General features: G+C 65.2%; 18 protein-coding genes and 1 pseudogene. 13 read left to right on the top strand and 6 right to left on the bottom strand.

What is annotated here, in order from left to right; genetic code table 11:
- The first annotated feature begins 241 nt into the window (after positions 1-241).
- Complete coding sequence (locus tag NGM28_RS08960) at positions 242-1,909, top strand: putative bifunctional diguanylate cyclase/phosphodiesterase (protein ID WP_240066697.1); 1,668 nt, start codon at positions 242-244, stop codon at positions 1,907-1,909.
- 58 nt (positions 1,910-1,967) lie between these two features.
- Here the strand turns inward: NGM28_RS08960 and NGM28_RS08955 are convergent, their stop codons facing one another.
- The gene (locus tag NGM28_RS08955) at positions 1,968-3,362 is read right to left on the bottom strand and encodes a NorM family multidrug efflux MATE transporter (protein ID WP_252089817.1); all 1,395 of its coding nucleotides are present in this window, start codon (positions 3,360-3,362) and stop codon (positions 1,968-1,970) included.
- 155 nt (positions 3,363-3,517) lie between these two features.
- Here NGM28_RS08955 and NGM28_RS08950 point away from each other — a divergent pair, with 155 nt between their 5' ends.
- The 3 genes and pseudogenes from NGM28_RS08950 (at position 3,518) to NGM28_RS28935 (ending at position 6,663) form a co-directional block, all read left to right on the top strand.
- Positions 3,518-4,447 carry a LysR substrate-binding domain-containing protein gene (locus NGM28_RS08950; RefSeq protein WP_011536377.1) on the top strand — a complete coding sequence of 310 codons (930 nt, stop codon included), beginning with the start codon at positions 3,518-3,520 and terminating at the stop codon, positions 4,445-4,447.
- A gap of 212 nt (positions 4,448-4,659) precedes the next feature.
- A pseudogene (locus tag NGM28_RS28940) lies at positions 4,660-5,796 on the top strand (Cache 3/Cache 2 fusion domain-containing protein); the annotation flags it as partial.
- Positions 5,794-6,663, top strand: coding sequence for a methyl-accepting chemotaxis protein (locus NGM28_RS28935; protein ID WP_430624228.1), 870 nt, complete (start codon positions 5,794-5,796; stop codon positions 6,661-6,663). The pseudogene NGM28_RS28940 and the gene NGM28_RS28935, both read left to right, overlap by 3 nt.
- Before the next feature lie 88 nt (positions 6,664-6,751).
- On the opposite strand, the gene hglS is transcribed toward NGM28_RS28935, so the two are convergent.
- A complete protein-coding gene (hglS, locus tag NGM28_RS08940; RefSeq protein ID WP_252089814.1) occupies positions 6,752-8,137 on the bottom strand; it encodes a 2-oxoadipate dioxygenase/decarboxylase HglS in 1,386 nt (461 codons plus the stop codon).
- Positions 8,138-8,361: 224 nt separating this feature from the next.
- Complete coding sequence (locus tag NGM28_RS08935; RefSeq protein WP_252089812.1) at positions 8,362-9,252, bottom strand: LysR family transcriptional regulator; 891 nt, start codon at positions 9,250-9,252, stop codon at positions 8,362-8,364.
- 133 nt (positions 9,253-9,385) lie between these two features.
- Between NGM28_RS08935 and amaB the strand changes: the two genes are divergently transcribed.
- Both amaB and amaA read left to right on the top strand, forming a co-directional pair.
- Positions 9,386-10,876, top strand: a complete 1,491-nt coding sequence (gene amaB, locus NGM28_RS08930; protein WP_286088953.1) for an L-piperidine-6-carboxylate dehydrogenase — start codon at positions 9,386-9,388, stop codon at positions 10,874-10,876.
- A 133-nt stretch (positions 10,877-11,009) separates the two neighbouring features.
- Positions 11,010-12,296: an L-pipecolate oxidase gene (gene amaA / locus NGM28_RS08925; protein ID WP_252089810.1), complete on the top strand. Its 1,287-nt coding sequence runs from the start codon at positions 11,010-11,012 to the stop codon at positions 12,294-12,296.
- Positions 12,297-12,363: 67 nt separating this feature from the next.
- Here amaA and NGM28_RS08920 read toward each other — a convergent pair whose 3' ends face one another.
- A complete protein-coding gene (locus NGM28_RS08920; protein WP_252089808.1) occupies positions 12,364-13,791 on the bottom strand; it encodes a mechanosensitive ion channel family protein in 1,428 nt (475 codons plus the stop codon).
- 249 nt (positions 13,792-14,040) lie between these two features.
- Between NGM28_RS08920 and NGM28_RS08915 the strand changes: the two genes are divergently transcribed.
- The 5 genes from NGM28_RS08915 (at position 14,041) to NGM28_RS08895 (ending at position 18,302) form a co-directional block, all read left to right on the top strand.
- A complete protein-coding gene (locus NGM28_RS08915) occupies positions 14,041-14,469 on the top strand; it encodes a hypothetical protein (RefSeq protein ID WP_240065410.1) in 429 nt (142 codons plus the stop codon).
- A complete protein-coding gene (locus NGM28_RS08910; protein ID WP_252089806.1) occupies positions 14,466-14,792 on the top strand; it encodes a hypothetical protein in 327 nt (108 codons plus the stop codon). The genes NGM28_RS08915 and NGM28_RS08910 overlap by 4 nt, the downstream gene beginning before the upstream one ends.
- Before the next feature lie 155 nt (positions 14,793-14,947).
- Positions 14,948-15,577, top strand: a complete 630-nt coding sequence (gene ycaC, locus NGM28_RS08905; RefSeq protein WP_011536364.1) for an isochorismate family cysteine hydrolase YcaC — start codon at positions 14,948-14,950, stop codon at positions 15,575-15,577.
- 118 nt (positions 15,578-15,695) lie between these two features.
- On the top strand, positions 15,696-16,262 hold the full coding sequence (locus tag NGM28_RS08900) for an antibiotic biosynthesis monooxygenase (protein ID WP_240065412.1): 567 nt from the start codon (positions 15,696-15,698) through the stop codon (positions 16,260-16,262).
- Positions 16,263-16,328: 66 nt separating this feature from the next.
- Positions 16,329-18,302, top strand: a complete 1,974-nt coding sequence (locus tag NGM28_RS08895) for an amidohydrolase family protein (protein ID WP_252089804.1) — start codon at positions 16,329-16,331, stop codon at positions 18,300-18,302.
- Positions 18,303-18,371: 69 nt separating this feature from the next.
- Here the strand turns inward: NGM28_RS08895 and NGM28_RS08890 are convergent, their stop codons facing one another.
- Positions 18,372-19,283: a LysR substrate-binding domain-containing protein gene (locus NGM28_RS08890; protein WP_252089803.1), complete on the bottom strand. Its 912-nt coding sequence runs from the start codon at positions 19,281-19,283 to the stop codon at positions 18,372-18,374.
- 260 nt (positions 19,284-19,543) lie between these two features.
- Between NGM28_RS08890 and ycaC (NGM28_RS08885) the strand changes: the two genes are divergently transcribed.
- The gene (gene ycaC, locus NGM28_RS08885; protein ID WP_252089801.1) at positions 19,544-20,173 is read left to right on the top strand and encodes an isochorismate family cysteine hydrolase YcaC; all 630 of its coding nucleotides are present in this window, start codon (positions 19,544-19,546) and stop codon (positions 20,171-20,173) included.
- Between the two features lie 99 nt (positions 20,174-20,272).
- Here ycaC (NGM28_RS08885) and NGM28_RS08880 read toward each other — a convergent pair whose 3' ends face one another.
- Positions 20,273-20,566 (bottom strand): DUF3077 domain-containing protein, encoded by a 294-nt coding sequence (locus tag NGM28_RS08880; RefSeq protein WP_240065415.1) that lies wholly within the window; start codon positions 20,564-20,566, stop codon positions 20,273-20,275.
- A 649-nt stretch (positions 20,567-21,215) separates the two neighbouring features.
- On the opposite strand from NGM28_RS08880, the gene NGM28_RS08875 reads away from it, so the two are divergent.
- Positions 21,216-21,494 (top strand): HigA family addiction module antitoxin, encoded by a 279-nt coding sequence (locus NGM28_RS08875; RefSeq protein ID WP_062359945.1) that lies wholly within the window; start codon positions 21,216-21,218, stop codon positions 21,492-21,494.
- Position 21,495 lies beyond the last annotated feature (1 nt).

The following is a 21,495-nucleotide window of genomic DNA, read 5'->3' as shown; positions in this document are numbered from 1 at the left end:
GACCGTCTGACGTGTGAGTCAATGTTTTCTCGCGGCCTGTTCGCCGCCGGTGGTTGCCGATCCTTTCGCAAATCCCCGAAATCCTGTTTGCTGGTTGCGCGGGTTTCGCGCAGGATGCACGTCAAAATACGTCGGGTTTGCGGCCAGGGAATGGTCATGACTAAAAGTGAAAATCATTTTCACTTGGATGCTGTAGGATACGCCGCGCCCGTCGATTCACCGCCACGTCTAAGGAGCCCGCTTGTCCACGCCTGCCGAACCTCTGCGTTTGCTGCTGTTGGCCGATGAGCCGGAATGGGCCGCGCGTCTGCGCGAGTGCCTGCAGCCGCTGGACGGTACAGTGGTGCTGCTGACCGCGCCCAACTGGGCGGCGGTCGACAGCCTGTTCGCCAACGATCGCCAAGCCGTGGTGCTGGCCACCCCCGCACTGCAGCCGGCGCCGGGGCGCTGCGATCTGCCGACCATACTGCTGCTCGAGCAGGAACCGGCCACTACGCCGGTGGGGGTCAGCGACTGGCTGGTGCTGGCACAACTGAGCAGCGATGCCCTGCGCCGCTCCTTGCGCCATGTGCGTGAGCGCGGTGTGCTGGTCGCCACCCTGCAGCGCCTGGCCGAGCAGGACCCGCTGACCGGCATCGCCAATCGGCAAGGCTTCCAGGCCTTGCTCACGGCGCGGCTGGCGGAGAACGACGGACGTGGCCTTGCCCTTGGCCACCTCGACCTGGACAACTTCCGCCACGTCAACGATGCCCTGGGTCATCAAGGTGGCGATCGCCTGATCCTGCAGGTGGTGGCGCGGTTGAAGGCGCAGCTGGCCGCCGGTGACCAGCTGGCACGGCTGGGCAGCGACGAGTTCGCCCTGTTGATCGATACCCGTCGCGACCCCAACCGCGCCGAGTGGATGGCCGAGCGCATTGTAGAAGCCCTGACCGAACCCTACTGGATCGATGGCGAGAGCCTGTTGCTCGGCTGCAGCCTGGGCATCGCCCATGCCCGCGCCCAGGCGGGCGCCGACCCGTTGATGTGGCACGCGCACATCGCCATGCGCCAGGCCAAGGGCAGCCAGGGCTGCACCTTCCACGTGTTCAACGAGCGCATCAACCGCAACGCCCGCAGCCTAGCCGACCTGGAAAGCGAACTGCGCCGCGCGCTGCGCCGCGACGAACTGGAGCTGCACTACCAGCCGCGCCTGAACCTCACTGACGGGCACATTGTCGGCCTCGAGGCGCTGGTGCGCTGGAACCACCCCGAGCGTGGCCTGCTGGCCCCCAGCGAGTTCGTCCCGCTGGCCGAGCAGAGCGGCCTGATCGTGCCGCTGGGCTACTGGGTGATCTCCCGCGCCCTGAGCGACATGCAGGCCCTGCGCGAACGCGGCCTGGCGCCGCTGCACATGGCGGTCAACCTGAGCTTCCGCCAGTTCCAGGACAGCCAGCTGCTGGCCACCCTGAGCCGGCTGATCGTCGAGCATGGCGTCGATGCGCGCTGGCTGGAATTCGAACTGACCGAAACCGCGGTGATGCGCCGCAACGAACTGGTGCGCCAGACCATGGACGCGCTGGGGCGCCTGGGCGTGCGCTTCTCGCTGGACGACTTCGGCACCGGTTTCTCCTCGTTCGTGCACCTGAACAGCCTGCCGATCACCCTGCTCAAGGTGGATCGCAGCTTCGTCGGTGGCATGGAGCAGCGCGAAGAGAACCGCAAGCTGGTGCACGCGATGATCAACCTGGCGCACAACCTCAACCTGGAGGTGGTGGCCGAGGGCGTGGAGAGCGAGGAGCAGATGGCATTGTTGCGGGCGTTCGGCTGCGACCAGGTGCAGGGTTTCCTGGTCAGCCGGCCATTGCCGGTGGCGGCATTGATCGAGTACCTGTCGCAGTCACAGCAACCCCGCCTGCTGGACATCCTGTAGGAGCGGCGTTAGCCGCGATCCAGGCACCGCGATGCCCCTATCGCGGCTGAAGCCGCTCCTACAGGTGTGCGGCGACGGCTGTTTTCGCGGTAGCCCCCGTCTTGCCGATCATTCGCTTCATCCGCCACTCGAAGCCGAACGTCAGCGCCACCGATGCGCAGGCCAACCCCAACGCCAGCCCCCACCAGATGCCTGGCGCGCCGCCGCCCAAGGTGAAGGCGAACAGCCACGCGCACGGCGCCCCCACCAGCCAGTAGCACACCGCGCCGATCAGGAAGGTGGTGCGGGCGTCCTTCAAGCCCCGGATCGAGCCCATGGCGATGGTCTGCACGCCATCGAACAGCTCGAACCACGCCGCTACCATCACCAGTTGCACCGCCAACTGGAAGATCGGCGCGAAGGCCGGGTCGTGGCGATTCACCAGCAAGGCCACCAGTTCGTTCGGCAGCACCAGGAACAACACGGCGAAGCCGAGCATCAGCGACGCCCCGAAACCGATCCCAACCCGTCCGGCGCTGCGTGCCGCAAGCAGGTTGCCGGCGCCGTAGTACAGGCCGACGCGCATGGTCACGGCGTACGAAAGCCCCGTCGGGACCATGAACGCGGTCGAGACGATCTGCAGGGCGATCTGGTGCGCCGCCAACTGCGTGCTGCCGAGCACACCCATGCACAAGGCGGCGAAGGCGAACAGCCCGACCTCGACCATGTAGGTGCCGCCGATCGGCAGGCCCAGGCGCCACAGCTCGCGCAGCGCTGGCAGCGAAGGCCGCGACAGCCCCTTGCACAGCGGGTATTGGTCATAGGCCTTGTGCCAGCGGATATACAGCGCCAGGGACACGGCCATGCCCAGCGACACCAGCGCGGTGACCAGGCCGATGCCCATCAGGCCCAGCTTGGGCAGGCCGAACATGCCTTCGATGAGCGCGTGGTTGAGCAGGTAGTTGAGCACCGTGCCGGCCAGGCTGATGACCATCACCGGCGTCGAGCGGCCCAGGGCGCTGGTGAAGCCGCGTAGCGCCATGAAGGTCATGTAGCTGGGCAGGGCCAGCGGCAGCAGGGTGAGGAACTGCATGGCCGAGTCGACGTTCTCCGGCTTCTGGCCGAACAGCAGCAGCGCGGGCTTGAGGTTCCACAGCACCAGCGCCGAGACGATCGCCAGGCCCCAGGCCAGCCACAGGCCGCTCTGCGCCAGGCGCGTGGCGCCCTCGATGTCGTTGGCGCCCTTGCGGATCGCCACCAGGGTGCCGACTGCGGCGATCACCCCCAGGCAGAAGATCGACACGAACGAGTAGCTCGCCGCGCCCAGGCCGCCACCGGCCAGGGCCTGCGGGCTGATGCGGGCCATCATCAGGGTGTCGGTCAGCACCATCAGCATGTGCGCCAGCTGCGAGGCGATCAGGGGCCCGGCCAGGCGCAGCAGAGCCTTGAGTTCGGTGGTGGGCGCGACATGCATGGGGCGATCCTTCTTGATGATCCTGTTGAGCGAAGGGTCGATTCTGAGGCTTCGGTCAGCTTTGCACAAAAGGATAAAAGCGATCATTGCCATGAGTCTGACTCATGCCTGTATGATCTGGCATTGCCTTCTCGGCCCCGCATGACAGGTGCGCCATGTCTCGCCAGCTCCCTCCGCTTTATGCGTTGCGCGCATTCGAAGCCGCGGCCCGGCTGAGTTCCTTCACCCGCGCCGGTGAAGAGCTGTCGATCACCCAGAGCGCTGTCAGCCGGCATATCCGTACCCTTGAGGAGCACTTTGCCTGCCGCCTGTTTGTGCGCAGCGGCCGCAGCTTGCAGCTGACCGAGGCGGCGCGGATGCTGCTGCCCGGCGTGCGCGATGGCTTCGCCGCCCTGGAGCGAGCCTGCGACGCCTTGCGCGGGGAGGACGACATCCTGCGCATGAAGGCGCCGTCCACCCTTACCATGCGCTGGTTGCTGGCGCGCCTGAGCCGCTTCCGGCACCTGCAGCCGGGCAACGAGGTGCAACTGACCAGCGCCTGGATGGACGTCGATCATGTGGACTTCAATCAGGAACCGTTCGACTGTGCGGTGCTACTCAGTGACGGCAACTTCCCGGCGGATTGGGAAGTGCGTCGGCTGTTCTCCGAACTGCTGATTCCGGTGGGCGCGCCGGACCTGCTCGATGAGGCGCCCTGGGACGAGCGGCGCCTGGCCGGCATGGAACTGCTGCACCCGACCCCCGATAAACGTGACTGGCGCGCCTGGCTGGCGCGCATGGGCCTGACCGACAAGGTGTCGCTCAAGGGTGGGCAGGTGTTCGACACCCTGGAACTGGGCATGATTGCCGCCGCACGGGGCTATGGCATCTCGATGGGTGACCTGCTGATGGTGGCCGAGGATGTCGCCCAGCGGCGCCTGAGCCTGCCGTGGCCGACAGCCGTGGCCAGTGGCATGGATTACTACCTGGTGTGGCCCAGGACCCGGCCGGGCGGCGAGCGGTTGCGGCGGCTGAGTGCTTTTTTGCAGGAAGAGGCGGTGGCGATGGACCTGCCAGCAGTGCACATTCTGCCGGCACAGCGTTGAGCTGTTCGCCAGCAAGGCTGGCCCCACAGATTTTGTGAACGCCGCTCGCTCTGTAGGAGCCGGCTTTGCCGGCGAACAGGGTCGCAAAGGTTTGCGAATACCCAGGCCCAACACTCAAGTATTCCTCCGCGACGCCGATCCAATGGCACCAGCGTCCCGGAAGAGGGCGCGATTTCCCGTCGATCAGAAAGCGGGTGGTCAGCGTGATCAGGATGATCCCGGCCTCTTGCCAGGAGCTTCCCATGTCCCAACCGCGTGCCCGGATTGCCTCGCAACTCGGTGTCGCCCTCGCCGTCGTGCTGGCGTTGGTGATCACCGGCAGTACCCTGTTCGCCCTGCGTTCGCTGGACGACGCCAACCTCACCACCCGCCAGGCGCACCTGGCCAGCGAGGCGCGGCTGCTGGCCGACCAGCTCGACACCTTCCACGGGTCGCTCAAGGACAACACCCAACGCCTGAGTGGCCTGTTCGAGCGACGTTTCGCCTCGGGCCTGGCGGTGCACGCGGGCGAGACGGTCAACGTAGCGGGCGCGCAGACACCGGCCCTGTACCTCGGCGACCACCTGCTGAACAACGATTTCCAGCAGGTCGACGAGTTCCAGCAGATGACTGCCGGGGTCGCCACCCTGTTCGTGCGCAGCGGCGACGACTTCGTGCGCATCAGCACCAGCCTGACCAAGCAGGACGGCAGCCGTGCCATCGGCACCCAGCTCGATCGCCAGCACCCGGCCTATTCGAAGCTGATGGCTGGGCAGACCTACGTCGGCCGCGCCGTGCTGTTCGAGCGCAACTACATGACCCGCTACGTGCCGGTGCGCGACGGCGCCGGCCGGGTGATCGCCGTGCTGTTCGTCGGCTTCGACTACACCGACGCACAAAACGCCCAGTTCGCCAACCTCAAGCGCTTCCGCATCGGCCAGACCGGCTCGCTGGCGCTGCTCGACGAGCAGGGCAAGTGGTTGGTGCCGCCGGCGGCGGCAGGCAACGCTGACGGCCAGGTGTTCAAGGGCTTCGAGCCAGGCCAGGGACGCTTCTGGGCCAGTGCCGGCGAGCAGCTGTTCAGCGTCGCCGTGCCGTTCGCCGAAGGCCCTTGGACGGTGGTGGCGAGCATGCCTGAAGGAGAGATCCGCGAGGTGACCTGGAGCGTCGGCCTGCGCCTGGCCATCGGCAGCCTGCTGGCGATGCTTCTGGCTGTTGCCGCCACGCTCTGGCTGCTGCGCCGCAAGCTGCGCCCGCTGGGCGACCTGGTGCGCCAGGCCGAAGCCCTGGGGGCGGGCGACCTCAATGCCCGCCTGAGCGTGACCAGCCATGACGAGATCGGCCAGCTGGCACGCAGTTTCAACCAGATGGGCGAGGCCCTGGCGACCATGGTCGAGCACATCCGCAGTGCCTCCGATCAGGTCAGCGGCCGCGCCCGTTCGCTGTCGGGGCTGTCGTCCGGTGCCTGCGAAGGCATGGACCAGCAGTCCGGCGAGATCACCAGCATGGCCGGCGCGGTGGAGGAGTTCAGCGCCACCTCGATGAACATCGCCGACAACATGGCCGGCACCGAGCGCATGGCCCGCGACAATGCCCAGCAGACCCGCATCGGCCGCACGGCCATGGACGAAGCCTCGGCTTCGCTCAAGCAGATCGCCGAGGCCTTGGGTGGCACGGCGGCGGTGATGGATACGCTCGGTGCGCGCTCGCAGGAAATCGGCGGCATCGTCGGGGTGATCACCGCGATTGCCGAGCAGACCAACCTGCTGGCGCTGAACGCCGCCATCGAAGCGGCCCGGGCCGGTGAGCAGGGGCGTGGTTTCGCGGTGGTGGCCGATGAAGTCCGTGGTTTGGCCGCGCGCACCCGCCAGGCCACCGATGAGATTTCCGGCATGATCGCCAGCATCCAGCAGCAGACCGGCCATGCCATCAGCACCCTGGAGCAGGGCAACCAACTGATGCAGGAAGGCTTGGCGCGCAACGACAAGGTGGCCGAGGCGCTGGCGCGCATCGACGAGCAGAGCCGGGTTGCCGGTGAGCAGTTCACCGTCATCAGCACCGCGACCCAGGAGCAGAGCAGCACCGCCACGGTGCTCAGCCGCAACCTGCAGAGCATCGCCCAGGCCAACAGCGAGCAGCGTGACGTGGCCAATGAGCTGGCGATGACGGCGCGGGAGCTGGAAGGGCTGGCGGGGCAGTTGCGCCAGGAAGTGGATCGGTTCCGGGTCCAGCGATGATAAATCGGGGCTGCGTTGCAGCCCATTCGCCGGCAAGCCGGCTCCTACGATGGGCCCTGTAGGAGCCGGCTTGCCGGCGAACCTGGCCTCACATCGCCCCCAGGTCCAACGCCTGCGCACACGCCTGCAACGACCTGCGCTCACTTTGCGCATACAGCGCCAACTCATCCTGCACGGTCAGCCCCAGCGCCTGCTCGAACGCCTCCCGATTGGCATTGCTGCCGTATTCCGCCTGCCCATCGTCGCCCAGGTTGGACTGGAAGATCCCTGCCGCGCTCACCGGCAGGAAGTCCTCGTACACCAATGCCTCGTAATGCACGTGCCCGGCATCGATCAACCCTTGCAGGGTGGTCGGGCGATCCGCCTGGCCGCGCGCCGCCAACCCTTTTTCGGTAGCGAAATAGCGGAAGTACGCCAGCCCTTGCTCGCGCATCTGCGCCAGGTCATCCGGGAATTCCAAGAAGTGCTGAGCGAGCAGCGTCATGTAGCGTTCGGCATTGGCCTCGGCCGGCGCGCCGCCCAGGGCCGCGCGGGTTGCATCGAGCAGGCGGTCGTACAGGTGCCGCCCCTTGGGCGTCAGCGCCGCGCCACGCTGCTCGATCTCGCCGAAGCGCGCGGTATGGCTGCCTTGGGCATCGCTGAAGGCGACCTTCTCCTGCAACGCCTTGAAGCTGGTCTGGCGCAGCAGGATCGGGTGGCGGCGGGTGGGCGGGCCTTCGACCACCGCCTTGGGCGGGATGCCCTTGGCCGGCATGCCGAGCTGGATCGCATCGATGTCCAGGGTACGTGGCGTCAGGTGATTTATGTGCGGGCCCTTGAACGCCACCACGTCGGCGATCAGCCGGTGCTGGTCGTGCAGTTGCTGGTACTGCTCGGCGGTGACGGTGGCGTCCTGGTGCCAGCGGAAGGTGTGCAGGGCTTCCTGGACGAAGGTGTCGGCGTCGGACGCGCCCAGGCCGCCGTCGCGCTCGCACTGGTCGATCAGTTCCAGCACACGGGGGGTGAAGATCTGCCGCTTGGCCAGGATTTCCTGCGCCAGCTCGCGCAGTTTCGGGTTGTCGATCAGTTCCAGGCGCAGCAATGAAGTGAACACGCGGAACGGGCTGATATGCAGCGACTGCTCATGCACCGCGCGGAACGCGGTGGAGTGCACTGGCACGCCGGCCGAACTCAGGTCGTAGTAGCCGACTGGCTCCATGCCCATCACCGCGAACAGGCGGGCGATGGTGGCCAGTTCTTCGGCGGTGCCCACGCGGATGGCGCCGTGGCGCTCCTGGTCGAGGCGCTCGATCTCGCCGGTCCAGCGCAGGGCTTCGGCGACCTTGGGTTGCTCGGCCATGACCTGGCGGTTGATCTCGCTCACCAGCTCGAGCAGCGTGCCGTACAGGGGCACTTCCTGCTTGTACATGAGCGACATGGCGGCGGAGAACCGCGCGCGGATGCTGTCGGGGCTGACGAAATCGTGGGCGGGCATCGCGAGCTTCCTGGGTGAGTGAGGACCCTTACATGAAAGCTGGGAATGGAGTGGCCGTACAAGCGAAAAAAAGTGCGGGTTTCATTCCTTTTTTGATCGATCTTCAGGGCCATGGGGCTGCTGCGCAGCCCTTTCGCGGCACAAGGCCGCTCCTACGTCGGAACGCGCTCGCCTGTAGGAGCGGCCTTGTGCCGCGAAAGGGCCGCAAAGCGGCCCCAACCCTCTCAAGCCTGAAGCTGCTCATGAACCCAATCCACCAATGCCCGCACCTTCGGTACTTCCGCGGCATGCTCGGCAAACGCCAGGTAATGCGCGCCGTTGCTTTTCATTGAATGATCCCAGGCCACCACCAGGCTACCCTCGGCCAGCTCCTTCGCCACCAGGTAACGTGGCACCAATGCCACGCCACAGCCGGCCTGCGCCGCGCTCAAGGCCATATAGAAGGTATCGAAGCGTGGCCCGTGATAGCTGTTGTCGGTGTGCAGCCCCTGCTCCAGGAACCACTCGTGCCAGGCCTCTGGCCGCGAGGTGCTCTGCAGCAGCACCAGCTCCGCCACCGCGCTCGCGTCAGGCAGTGTGCGGCCTTGCAGCAGTTCCGGCGCGCACACCGGCAGCACCTCTTCATCGAACAACTCCACGCAGGTCGCCCCCGGCCAGGTGCCCTGGCCAAAGAAGAACACCACGTCGGCCGAGCCCTGCAGCAGGGCGAACGGTTCCATCTCGTTGCGGATGTCCAGGTGGATGTTCGGGTGGCGCTTGCCAAAGCCCTTGAGGTGCGGAATCAGCCAGCGCACGCCGAAACTCGGTTGAGTGGCTACCTTCAATACTTCGGTCTGCGTGCCGTAGCTGAGCACGTAGCGGCTGGACATGTCGACCTGGGTGAGGATCTTGTTGACCTCGGCCAGGTACAGGGCGCCCGCGGGCGTAAGCTGCAGGCGCCGGCGAATGCGCAGGAACAGGTGGTGGCGCAGCATCTCCTCGAGCTGCGCTACCTGCTTGCTCACCGCGCTCTGCGTCAGGTGCAGCTCCTCGGCGGCGCGGGTGAAGCTCAGGTGGCGGGCTGCAGCCTCGAAGCACTGCAGGGCGGTCATGGAAGGCACCAGGCGTTTGGACATAGCGGTCTCTGCGGCTCGAATCATTACCTGGCGGAATGATATGCGGAATAAAGGTCGTTTGTTGCACCTGTGTAATCGGATTAATACTGACCCACGTCATTTTCCAACCCTTCACCCGATGTAGGAGAAGCACATGGTTGCTGGATTGCTCGAACGCCTCGGCGTTGCTGCCACGGCTCACACCCAGGGCGACCACCCTGTCCACACCCCGATCGACGGCAGCCAGATCGCCTCGGTGAAACTGCTCGGCAAGGCCGACACCACCGCCTGCATCGACCAGGCGCAGCAGGCCTTCGAAGCCTGGCGCAAGGTGCCGGCACCACGCCGTGGCGAGTTGGTGCGTCTGTTTGGCGAAGTGCTGCGCGAGCACAAGGCCGACTTGGGTGAGCTAGTGTCGATCGAAGCCGGCAAGATCACCCAGGAAGGCTTGGGTGAAGTGCAGGAAATGATCGATATCTGCGACTTCGCCGTGGGCTTGTCGCGCCAGCTGTACGGCCTGACCATCGCCTCCGAGCGCCCGGGCCACCACATGCGTGAAAGCTGGCACCCGCTGGGTGTGGTCGGTGTTATCAGCGCCTTCAACTTCCCGGTGGCGGTGTGGGCGTGGAACGCCGCGCTGGCGCTGGTGGCCGGCAACGCCGTGGTGTGGAAACCGTCCGAGAAAACCCCGCTTACCGCCCTGGCTTGCCAGGCGCTGTTCGAAAAAGCCCTGAAAGCCTTCGGCGACGCCCCGGCTGGCCTGAGCCAGCTGGTGATCGGTGGCCGCGAAGCCGGCGAAGCCTTGGTCGACGACCCGCGCGTGCCGCTGGTCAGCGCCACCGGCAGCACCCGCATGGGCCGTGAAGTCGGCCCGCGTGTAGCGGCGCGCTTCGGCCGCAGCATCCTTGAGCTGGGCGGCAACAACGCCATGATCCTCGGCCCGAGCGCCGACCTGGACCTGGCCGTGCGCGGCATCCTGTTCTCGGCGGTGGGCACCGCCGGCCAGCGCTGCACGACCCTGCGTCGGCTGATCGTCCACCGCTCGATCAAGGACGAAGTGGTGGCTCGAGTCAAAGCGGCCTACGGCAAGGTGCGCATCGGCGACCCACGCAAGGACAACCTGGTCGGCCCGCTGATCGACAAGCTGTCGTTCGATGCCATGCAGGGCGCGCTGGCCAAGGCTCGCGACGAAGGTGGCCAGGTGTTCGGCGGCGAGCGTCAGCTGGCCGACCAGTACCCCAACGCCTACTACGTCTCGCCGGCCATTGCCGAGATGCCGGCCCAGAGCGACGTGGTGCGCCACGAGACTTTCGCGCCGATCCTCTACGTGCTGGCCTACGACGACTTCGAAGAGGCGCTGCGGCTGAACAACGAGGTGCCGCAGGGACTGTCCTCGTGCATCTTCACCACTGACATTCGCGAGGCCGAGCGCTTCCAGAGCGCCTCGGGCAGTGATTGCGGCATCGCCAACGTCAACATCGGCACCAGCGGCGCGGAGATCGGTGGCGCGTTCGGTGGCGAGAAGGAGACTGGGGGTGGGCGTGAGTCCGGGTCGGATGCCTGGAAAGGCTACATGCGTCGCCAGACCAACACCGTGAACTATTCGCGCGAGCTGCCGCTGGCGCAGGGGATCGTATTCGATTGATGTTGCATGGCCGGGGGCTTTGCCCCCGGTTCGCCGGCAAGCCGGCTCCTACAGGGGGTAGTTGTAGGAGCCGGCTTGCCGGCGATGGGCCGCATCGCGGCCCCAACAAGAACAACACCGCTGGAGCCGGGCCATGTCCGAACTGCGTCAAGAATGTCTGTGGGAATTCGTCACCCAGCCAACCGTGGCCGCCCAGGCCCTGGCCGGCGAGCACAAGGCCGATGTCTGCGTGATCGGCGGCGGCATCACCGGCCTGTCCGCGGCGATCCACCTGCTCGAACAGGGCAAATCGGTGATCCTGCTGGAGGCCTGGAAGATCGGCCATGGCGGCTCCGGGCGCAACGTCGGCCTGGTCAATGCTGGCACCTGGATCCGCCCCGACGACGTCGAGGCTACCCTCGGCCACAAGCAGGGCAGTCGCCTGAACAAGGTGCTCGGTGAGGCGCCGGGCGAAGTGTTCGCCATGATCGAGCGCCTGGGGATCAACTGCCAGGCCCAGCACAAAGGCACCTTGCACATGGCGCACAACGCCACCGGCATCGCCGACCTCGAAGCCCGCCACCAGCAATGGACTCGGCGCGGTGCCGACGTCGAGCTGCTGACCGGTGCGCAGTGCCAGGAATACTGCGGTACCGACAAGATTTCCGCCGCGCTGCTCGACCGCCGCGCCGGCACCATCAACCCCATGGGTTATACACAAGGCCTGGCCGCCGCCGTGGGCCGGCTGGGCGGCAAGCTGTTCCAGCAGTCCTCGGTCGAGGGCCTGGAGCGCGACGGCGATGGCTGGCGGGTGAAGACCGCGCGCGGCTCGGTGCGCGCCAACAAGGTGGTGATCTCCACCGGTGCCTACACCGAGGGCGACTGGAGCAACCTGCAGAAGCATTTCTTCCGTGGCTATTACTACCAGGTTGCCTCCAAACCCTTGCAGGGCGCGGCCGCCGACAAGGTCCTGCCCCATGGCCAGGGCTCCTGGGACACCCGCACCGTGCTCAGCAGCATCCGCCGCGACGACCAGGGCCGCCTGCTGCTCGGCAGCCTCGGCCGGGTCGACAACAAGCCGGCGTGGTTCGTGCGCAGTTGGGCCGACCGTATCCAGAGCCATTACTACCCGGAGCTGGGCAAGGTCGAGTGGGAGATGCACTGGACCGGATGCATCGATTTCACCCCCGACCACCTGATGCGCTTGTTCGAGCCGGCGCCGGGGCTGGTGGCGGTGACTGGCTACAACGGGCGGGGCAACACCACCGGCACGGTGATCGGCCGGGCCTTTGCCGAGTTTCTGCTCAAGGATGATCCGGACAGTTTGCCGATCCCGTTCTCGCCGATGAAACCGGTGAGCGCGCCGTCGTTGCGCACGGCGTTCTATGAGTCGGGGTTCTCGCTGTATCACGCGGGGCAATGCTTGCGGGTGGTGTTGTAGGCGGTTCGCCAGCAAGCTGGCTCCTACAGGGTCGGCGCATACCTGTAGGAGCCAGCTTGCTGGCGAATCACTTGTGCAGCCAACTCAGAAACCCGCCTTTCTTCACAACGGTCGGTTTCTGCAGCAACAGCGATTCACGTTTCTGCCGACGGAAGCGCTGCAACTTGGTCAATGCTGACTTCACGTCCCCGCTCTGGGTCAGGCAACCGCGAATCTGCTCCTTGTCGATGCGATAGAGCACGCAGCCTGTCAGGGCGCGGAATTCGACGGGCGAGGCCTCGTCATCCACCAGCCCTTCCAGCCCCAGCACTTCCCCTGGCCCCATGCGGCCACCCTCGACTACCCGCTCGCCATCGCGCACCGAGGCCGACACCACGCCACGGCTGATCAGCAGCACATGCTCCGAACGCTCACCGATCCCAAGAATCACCTGGTCGGCTGGGTACTCCACCGTGGTCATGCGCTGGCTCAGGCTGTCGCGCTCGTCGCTGGTCAGCGAACGGAACACCCGCACTTCCTCCAGCAGCTCGCGCTGGCGACTGCGCGGGGGTACGCCGGTTTCGACGTTCCAGATCACACCGCTGGCCTCCAGGTGACGGTGGGCCAGGTCGAACAGCTGGTTGCGCACTTCGGTCTTGCGCGTCATGTCGGCGATGAAGCCGCTGGCCTCGTACTCCACCGACTCCAGCGTCGAGGTCTTCACCGTGACCTTGGGCGCCGGCTTGTCCAGCAGGATGCTGGTGCCCTGCAGGGTTTTTTCCAGCGCGTCGAACACCCGTTGCGGGCGCACCTTGGCCGGCACCACCACGCTGATCGACACCCCGTGTACCTCGGCCGGGCGGCTGAAGTTGAGAATCTTGGCCTTGGCCGCCACCGAGTTGGGGATCACCGCCAGGCTGCTGTTGCCGGTGATCAGCCGGGTGGCGCGCCAGTCGATATCGACGACCTTGCCCTCGGTGCCGTCGATGGTGATCGAGTCGCCGATCTGGTAGGGCCGCGTAGTGTTCAGCACGATCCCCGAGAACACGTCGGCCAGGGTGCTCTGCAAGGCCAGGCCGATGACGATGGCCATCACCCCGGAGGTGGCCAGCAGGCCCTTGACCGGCAGCTGCATCACATAGGCCGCCGCCGCCACCGCCGCCACCAGGAAGATCAGTGCCCCGACCACATCCTGCAGCAGGCGCCCGCCGTGGCTGCCGCGCGCCACCAGCAACAGGCCGAACACCACCGTCACCGTGCGCGCGCCGAACAGCCACCAGCCGATCGCCAACACCGTGGCCATCAGGTTGCGCGAAACATCGTCGGCCCAGGGCGGGGGTTGCAGCGGGCTCATGCCCGCAGCCAGCAGGACCCAGCTGAACAGCAGGAAAATCGTCAGCCGCGAAGCGATGCGCCAGGCGCGGCGTTCCAGGGGGATCAGGTGCCAGAGCAGCAGGTCGAGGAAGATCAGGGCGGTGCCGAGCAACAACGGGGAAGACTGGATGAAAGCCAGCATGATGGTCTCGGTGCGAGGGAGGGCTGTGGCTAGTAATAGAGCAGGTTGAAGTGGCAGGCAATCTTGTTGTCGCTGTTCGCCGGCAAGCCGGCTCCTACAAGGGCACGATGTTCTTGCTGCAGGCCGATGAGTTGGAAACAATGGCGCGGGGCCGAAACCGCGCGTGCTTCGAGTGCGCCAGGTCGGCATTGGGATTGCCTGGGCAAGCGGCAATCGTCAGGTGCTTTTCGATTTTTCCAGGAGGTTGCAGTGGCTACAGGGACGTTATCGGCAGAAGCGATTTTCGAGAAGTACCACCGGTTCGACGATGGTTATCTGCTGGCTTTCGAGTACCAGGAAGCTGTTGATGGAACCCTCAGTTTCGCGATGACCTTCAACGGCCGTGACAACTGGGCCGACGGCAATGTCTGGCGACATGTCAGGGTTGTTGTCGATGATGTTCGGGAGTTATCCCTGAGTGTCTTGAGCAGTCGAATCCGACGGATCTACCTCAGCGTCAAGCTGCTGAAGTTCGATGGCCTTTGGTGCGTCGATGTGAACGGTATGTATGGCGGTGCCGAAGACCCTCGCTCACTCGACGAGGTCCGTCGTGACGGTGAGTTTTATGTATTGGGTGGTCATGTCCGGGCAGAGGAGCTTCCTGAGCATGAACAACGCCCAAGTGGGTCGATTTCGTGACCCTGTGTGAATCCCTCAGGTTCATCAATCTCCTGATGTTCGTGTGTGTAATGGTGTCCGCATTCGCCCTGGCTATCTATGCCTGGTTTTTCGCCAGGCAGCGCGGTCTGGACATCAATACCTTCGAGGGGGCAGGCGAGGTCCACAGGCTGGCCATGACCTTCGAGCACAAACTGCTCTCGGTGCTGCTCATTCTCGGGCTTTATGTGTTCCCCGTGTTGCTTGTCCTGTCGTTCGGTCCCTTGATCTGGGGGCTGTTCCAGGGGTGCGAGTACAGGCTCAGTGGTCGCAACGCTCACATTGTCTGGAAACTGGTCCGTTAAGCAGCGCTGCGCGATGCAAAATCTATCGTTCTTAGAATAGAACGCTACGGCCATTTTTCACCGTCTACCGACTCAAAGGTGATGATTCTAATCTTTGCCCATCAACGCGAAACACCGATGGCAACGAAAATCACACACCTTTGGGAGCAACGACCATGAGCAAATTCACCTACAACCGCCTGAACAAAGACGACGCCGCCGTACTGCTGGTGGACCACCAGGCGGGCCTGCTGTCGCTGGTGCGCGACATCGAGCCGGACCGCTTCAAGAACAACGTGCTGGCCCTGGCGGACCTGGCCAAGTACTTCAACCTGCCGACCATCCTCACCACCAGCTTCGAGCAAGGCCCCAACGGCCCGCTGGTGCCGGAGCTGAAAGCACTGTTCCCGGATGCCCCGTACATCGCCCGCCCCGGCCAGATCAATGCCTGGGACAACGAAGACTTCGTCAAGGCGGTGAAGGCCACCGGCAAGAAGCAGCTGATCATCGCCGGCGTGGTGACCGAGGTGTGCGTGGCCTTCCCGGCGCTGGCGGCCCTGGAAGAGGAGTTCGAGGTGTTCGTGGTCACCGACGCTTCCGGCACCTTCAACGAAATGACCCGTGACGCGGCCCACAACCGCATGAGCCAGGCTGGCGCGCAACTGATGACCTGGTTCGGCGTGGCCTGTGAACTGCACCGCGACTGGCGCAACGATGTCGAAGGGCTGGCGGCACTGTTCTCCAACCACATCCCCGACTACCGCAACCTGATCACCAGCTACAACGCCCTGACCGCCGGCAAGTAAGCCGCCGCCAGCCTGGCACCTGCGCGGTGCCAGGCAAGGCAGCACACCCATCCAATCCAGCGCCCGTGTGCCGTTGCACAGTGGATGCAGGCCAGCTCATCCCCAGGAAATGTCAGCGATGAACACCGCAACCGAAGGCAACCGCAACGTCGTCACACTGGTGATCCAGCACAAGGTCCGCGCCCAGGCGCTGGCGCACTACGAAACCTGGCTCAAGCGCGCCGTGACAACCGCCCGCCAACAGCCTGGCCATCTGGACGTCAACGTCATCCGCCCGGACGACGGCGGCCGTCACTTCACCACCGTGGTGCGCTTCGCCGACGCTGGCCTGCTGCAGGCCTGGGTCAACTCCGCCGAGCGCCAGGCGTTGATCAGCGAAGTGCTGCCACTGCTGGAAGACGGCGACCAGACCCAGGTGCACGACGACCCGGAGTTCTGGTTCACCCCGCCCAGCGTGGGCGCCGCGCAACCACCGCGTTGGAAACAGGCCCTGCTGACCTACCTGGTGATCTGCCCGATGACCCTGGTCATTCCGCAGTTGCTGGCGCCGCTGTTTGCCCGTTATCCGCTGCTGGGTGGCCCGATCACCGGCAACTTGGTCACCAACCTGTTCGTCATCCTGCCCGTGGTGTTCTACATCATGCCCTGGGTGACGCGCCGCTGCGCCGGCTGGCTGCGGCGCTGAGCGCCTGCCGCGATCCATTGCTAGCCTTCAACCGCCTACCGATCACCCATTCGGACGGAGAGCACCATGAGCCAGGACCCCACCGACCCGAGCCGCCGCCAGTTCCTCGCCACCAGCACCGTGCTCGGTGCCGCCGGCGCGCTGTGGAGCGCATTGCCGTTCACCTCTTCCGCCCATGCCGCTATTTCAGGAGATCCCATGTCCGCCGACCTCATCCTGTTCAATGGCCGACTGCATACCGTCGACCGCGAGAAACCCCAGGCCAGTGCCGTCGCCATCAAGGACGGCAAGTTCATCGCCGTGGGCAACGACGCCGAAGCCATGGCCCACAAAGGCAGCAGCACGCAGATCATCGACCTCAAGCAGCGCACGGTGATCCCGGGCCTGAACGACTCGCACCTGCACCTGATCCGCGGCGGGCTGAACTACAACCTGGAGCTGCGTTGGGAGGGTGTGCCGTCGCTGGCCGACGCCCTGCGCATGCTCAAGGACCAGGCCGAGCGCACGCCGACCCCGCAGTGGGTGCGGGTGGTCGGGGGCTGGAACGAATTCCAGTTCGCCGAAAAGCGCCTGCCGACCCTGGAAGAGATCAACCAGGCCGCGCCCGACACCCCGGTGTTCATCCTCCACCTGTACGACCGCGCGTTGCTCAACCGCGCCGCGCTCCGGGCAGTCGGCTACACCAAGGACACGCCCAACCCGCCCGGTGGCGAAATCCAACGCGACAAGTTCGGCAACCCCACCGGCATGCTCATCGCCCGGCCCAACGCCGCGATTCTCTACGCCACCCTGGCCAAGGGGCCGAAGCTGCCACTGGAGTATCAGGTCAATTCCACCCGCCAGTTCATGCGTGAGCTCAACCGCCTGGGGCTGACCAGCGCCATCGATGCCGGCGGCGGCTACCAGAACTACCCGGATGACTACCAGGTGATCCAGGAGCTGGCCGACAACGGCCAGCTGACCGTGCGCATCGCCTACAACCTGTTCACCCAGAAACCCAAGGAAGAACTGGCCGACTTCAAGAACTGGACGCAGAAGGTCAAGCCCGGCGACGGCAACGACTTCCTGCGCCACAACGGCGCCGGCGAGATGCTGGTGTTCTCGGCGGCCGATTTCGAGGACTTCCTCGAACCGCGCCCGGACTTGCCGCAGACCATGGAGCAGGAACTGGAACCCGTGGTGCGCCACCTGGTCGAGCAGCGCTGGCCGTTCCGCCTGCACGCCACCTACGACGAGTCCATCTCGCGCATGCTCGACGTGTTCGAGAAGGTCAACCGCGATATCCCGTTCAATGGCCTGCCGTGGTTCTTCGACCACTGCGAGACCATCACGCCGAAGAACATCGAGCGGGTGAGGGCGCTGGGCGGTGGTATCGCCATCCAGGACCGCATGGCGTTCCAGGGCGAATACTTCGTCGAGCGCTATGGCGCCAAGGCCGCCGAGGCGACCCCGCCGATCAAGCGCATGCTGGCCGAGGGCGTGCCGGTGGGCGCGGGTACCGATGCCACTCGGGTGTCCAGCTACAACCCCTGGACCTCGCTGTACTGGATGGTCAGCGGCAAGACCGTTGGTGGGTTGGAACTGTACCCGGACGGTGGCCTGAGCCGTGACGTTGCCCTGCAGCTGTTCACCCACGGCAGCGCCTGGTTCTCCAGCGAGCAGGGCAAGAAAGGGCAGATCAAGGTGGGCCAGCTGGCCGACCTGGCGGCGCTGTCGGCGGACTTCTTCAGCGTCGAGGAAGAGGCGATCAAGTGGATCGAGTCGGTGCTGACCGTGGTCGACGGCAAGGTGGTGTATGGCGCCGGTGACTTCGAGAAGCTGGGGCCGGCGCAGATCCCGGTGGTGCCGGAGTGGTCGCCGGTGGTGAAGGTGCCGGGGCACTGGCGGGCCGGCGCGCCGCTGGCTGCGGCCGTGCACCAGTGCGTCGGGCCTTGCGGGGTGCATGCGCACAGCCATGAGAAGGCGCGGCATTCCAGTGTGCCGGTCAGCGACTTCCAGGGGTTCTGGGGGGCGCTAGGTTGTTCCTGCTTTGCGTTCTGAGTGAAACGGGGGCCGCTTTGCGGCCCTTTCGCGGGTAAACCCGCTCCTACAGGGATTTGTGGGCGCGGGCTACGCCATATCGCTGACCGCGAACTCCTCCGCCAGGTGATCGATCAACGCCCGCACCGACGGCAGCAATCCCCGCCGCGATGGGAAGATTGCATGCACGATCCCGCAGCGCGGCTGCCAATCCGGCAGCATCTCCACCAGGCGCCCGGCCGCCAGGTCCTCACGCACCGCCACCCGTGGCAGGTGCGCGATGCCCACGCCCGCCACCACGAAGTGCCGCAGCGCGAACAAGTCATCGGTGACCATCCGTGGTTTGTGCGGGATCACCAGGCTGCGCGCCCGGTCCTCACCCTGGAACAGCTCCCACTGGTATTCGCGCTGGGCGCCGCCCCAATGCAGGCTGGGCAGCGTGCTCAGTTGTTGCGGGTCGAAACCTGCTGGCAGCTGTTCTAGGAACGATGGATGGCCGACCAGGCACTGGGTGCTGTTGCTCAGCACCTTCATCACCATGTCGGTGTTCTCCAGCGGCGGGAAGCGTACCCGCAACGCGATGTCGAAACCCTCGTGCAGCAGGTCGACGCGGCGGTTGGTGCTCTCGATGAACAACTCCACCTGCGGGTACTTGAGCATGTAGCGGGTCAGCATCGGCCCGACCCAGGAGTTGAGCAGGGTGGTCGGGCAGCTGACGCGCACCAGGCCGCGCGGTTCGCTGCGGTTGCGCTCGATGATCTCGGCGGCGCCCTCGGCCTCCACGCGCATGGCCAGGCAGCGGTTGTAGTAGGCCTGGCCGATCTCGGTCAGCGAGCAATGGCGGCTGGTGCGGTGCAGCAGGCGCACGCCCAGGCGCTCCTCCAGGTCGGCGATGCGCCGGCTGAGCTTGGACTTGGGCATGTCCAGCGCCCGGCCGGCCGGGGCGAAGCCACCGTGCTCGACCACCTGGGTGAAGTAGTAGAGGGAGTTGAGGTCTTCCATGGGGCGGTCTCCGGGGTTCTGGGTTGCCTGTACCGGCCTCTTCGCCGGCAAAGCCGGCTCCTACAAGGGTTGCGCCGTACCTGTAGGAGCCGGCTTTGCCGGCGAAGAGGCCCGTAAGCCTACCCACTATCTGTCGTTCATAAAACAGAACGCTAAAGCCAATTTTCGCAGTCTACCGGCTCAAAGGTAACGAATCTAATCTTTGCTCATCAACGCGAAATACCCCACCCACTGAAGATCGAAACCCAGGAGCATCGGTAATGAACAACTTCAAATACAACCGCCTGAACAAAGACGACGCCGCCGTACTGCTGGTGGACCACCAGGCTGGCCTGCTGTCGCTGGTGCGCGACATCGAGCCGGACCGCTTCAAGAACAACGTGCTGGCCCTGGCGGACCTGGCCAAGTACTTCAACCTGCCGACCATCCTCACCACCAGCTTCGAGCAAGGCCCCAACGGCCCATTGGTACCGGAGCTGAAAGAACTGTTCCCGGATGCCCCGTACATCGCCCGTCCCGGCCAGATCAACGCCTGGGACAACGAGGACTTCGTCAAGGCCGTGAAAGCCACCGGCAAGAAGCAACTGATCATCGCCGGCGTGGTGACCGAGGTGTGCGTGGCCTTCCCGGCGCTGGCGGCCCTGGAAGAGGAGTTCGAGGTGTTCGTGGTCACCGACGCTTCCGGCACCTTCAATGAAATGACCCGCGACGCGGCCCACAACCGCATGAGCCAGGCTGGCGCGCAACTGATGACCTGGTTCGGCGTGGCCTGTGAGCTGCACCGCGACTGGCGCAACGACGTGGAAGGGCTGGCGGCACTGTTCTCCAACCACATCCCCGACTACCGCAACCTGATTACCAGCTTCAACGCCCTGACTGCTGGCAAGTAACCCGCGCTGAAAACGCTAAAGGCCGGCCCCCGTCGAAGGGGCCGGCCTTTGTGTGCTTGGCCCGTAGGAGCCGGCTTGCCGGCGAACCTGCTCAAGCCCTCATTTCACGCCATTGGACTCGATCCCCTCCAGCATCGCCTCCGTCAGCCCTTCGGCCATCTCGACTGCATGCAGGTTGGCCCACAACAGGCTCTTGCCCGTGTCGTCCATGTGGTCGAGGGCTTTGTAGCCAACGTTGTAGGCGCTGCGCAGGTACTCGGCGACATGCACCAGGGCGTCGTGGGCGTTGATGTTGGGATTGACCGCGAACAGCGGTGGGTGGCCGGCGTCGCATTTGCCGAAGGGGTGGTGGCGGGTGTCGGGGAGGGGTGGGTCGGGGACGATCTTTTTCATGGTCAAACTCCGATAGAAATTGACCGGCACCGTCCGTTTCCACGCGAAGGGTGGCGGCTGTACACGGGGTGGAAAACCAGGTCATCGGAGAACCCCGGTAGGCCTTGAGGCCTCCCGTGTACAGCTGCCGTCACGACAACAATCCGATAACCAACCAGCCGGGTTTCCACGCCCGATCGCTGAACCGACAGCGACCGGGAGATCCTAGAGGGCATGATTTCCCTGGACAATCAGACGGGAATCGACAGATCTCGTAGGGTATTTCCTGGGGTGTAGGCTGGTCAGTGAGAAAGGTTTTCAGATCACGTAGGACATTGCTGAGTTCGGCAGATTCGGGCCTTTTTCGAACATCCTCTGTCGAGGTTGTCAGAAGTTTCTCGGTTGATCTGCTCTGCCGCTGTTGTATGGTTTCGGACGAGCGCGAAACCAGTTGCTATCCAGTGGCGATAACTGGTGTAGGGACCCCGTTGGTGGCTGGATCATCAGCGTAGGGTGAGACCTCGATCTGCCGTTTAAAGCGGGGCCGCTCTGCGGCCCTTTCGCGGCACAAGGCCGCTCCTACAGAGGTACGCGATCGCCTGTAGGAGCGGCCTTGTGCCGCGAAAGGGCTGCACAGCAGCCCCAGTAATTTCAAGACGGAGTGACAGCCATGCACAACCCTCCCCACCCCGGCGAGGCCCTGCGCGAAGACGTCCTGCCCGCCATCGGCATGAACGTCTCTTCCCTGGCCCGCCACCTCGGCTACTCACGTGGCCAGTTATCCACAGTGCTCAACGGCCACGCAGCCATTTCAGCCGACCTGGCCTATCGCCTTGAACTGGCCGGCCTTGGCAGTGCCCGTCAGTACCTGGCCGAGCAGGCGGCCTATGACCTGTGGCAGGCCGCGCACCGCGAGCATCCACCCATCGAGCGGTTGGCGTTCGCCTGAG

It is taken from the genome of Pseudomonas sp. MWU13-3659 (assembly GCF_023757525.1).
Lineage (GTDB): Bacteria > Pseudomonadota > Gammaproteobacteria > Pseudomonadales > Pseudomonadaceae > Aquipseudomonas > Aquipseudomonas entomophila_E.
Note: the sequence above shows the minus strand (reverse complement) of the source record. Positions and strands in the feature narration are given on the sequence as shown.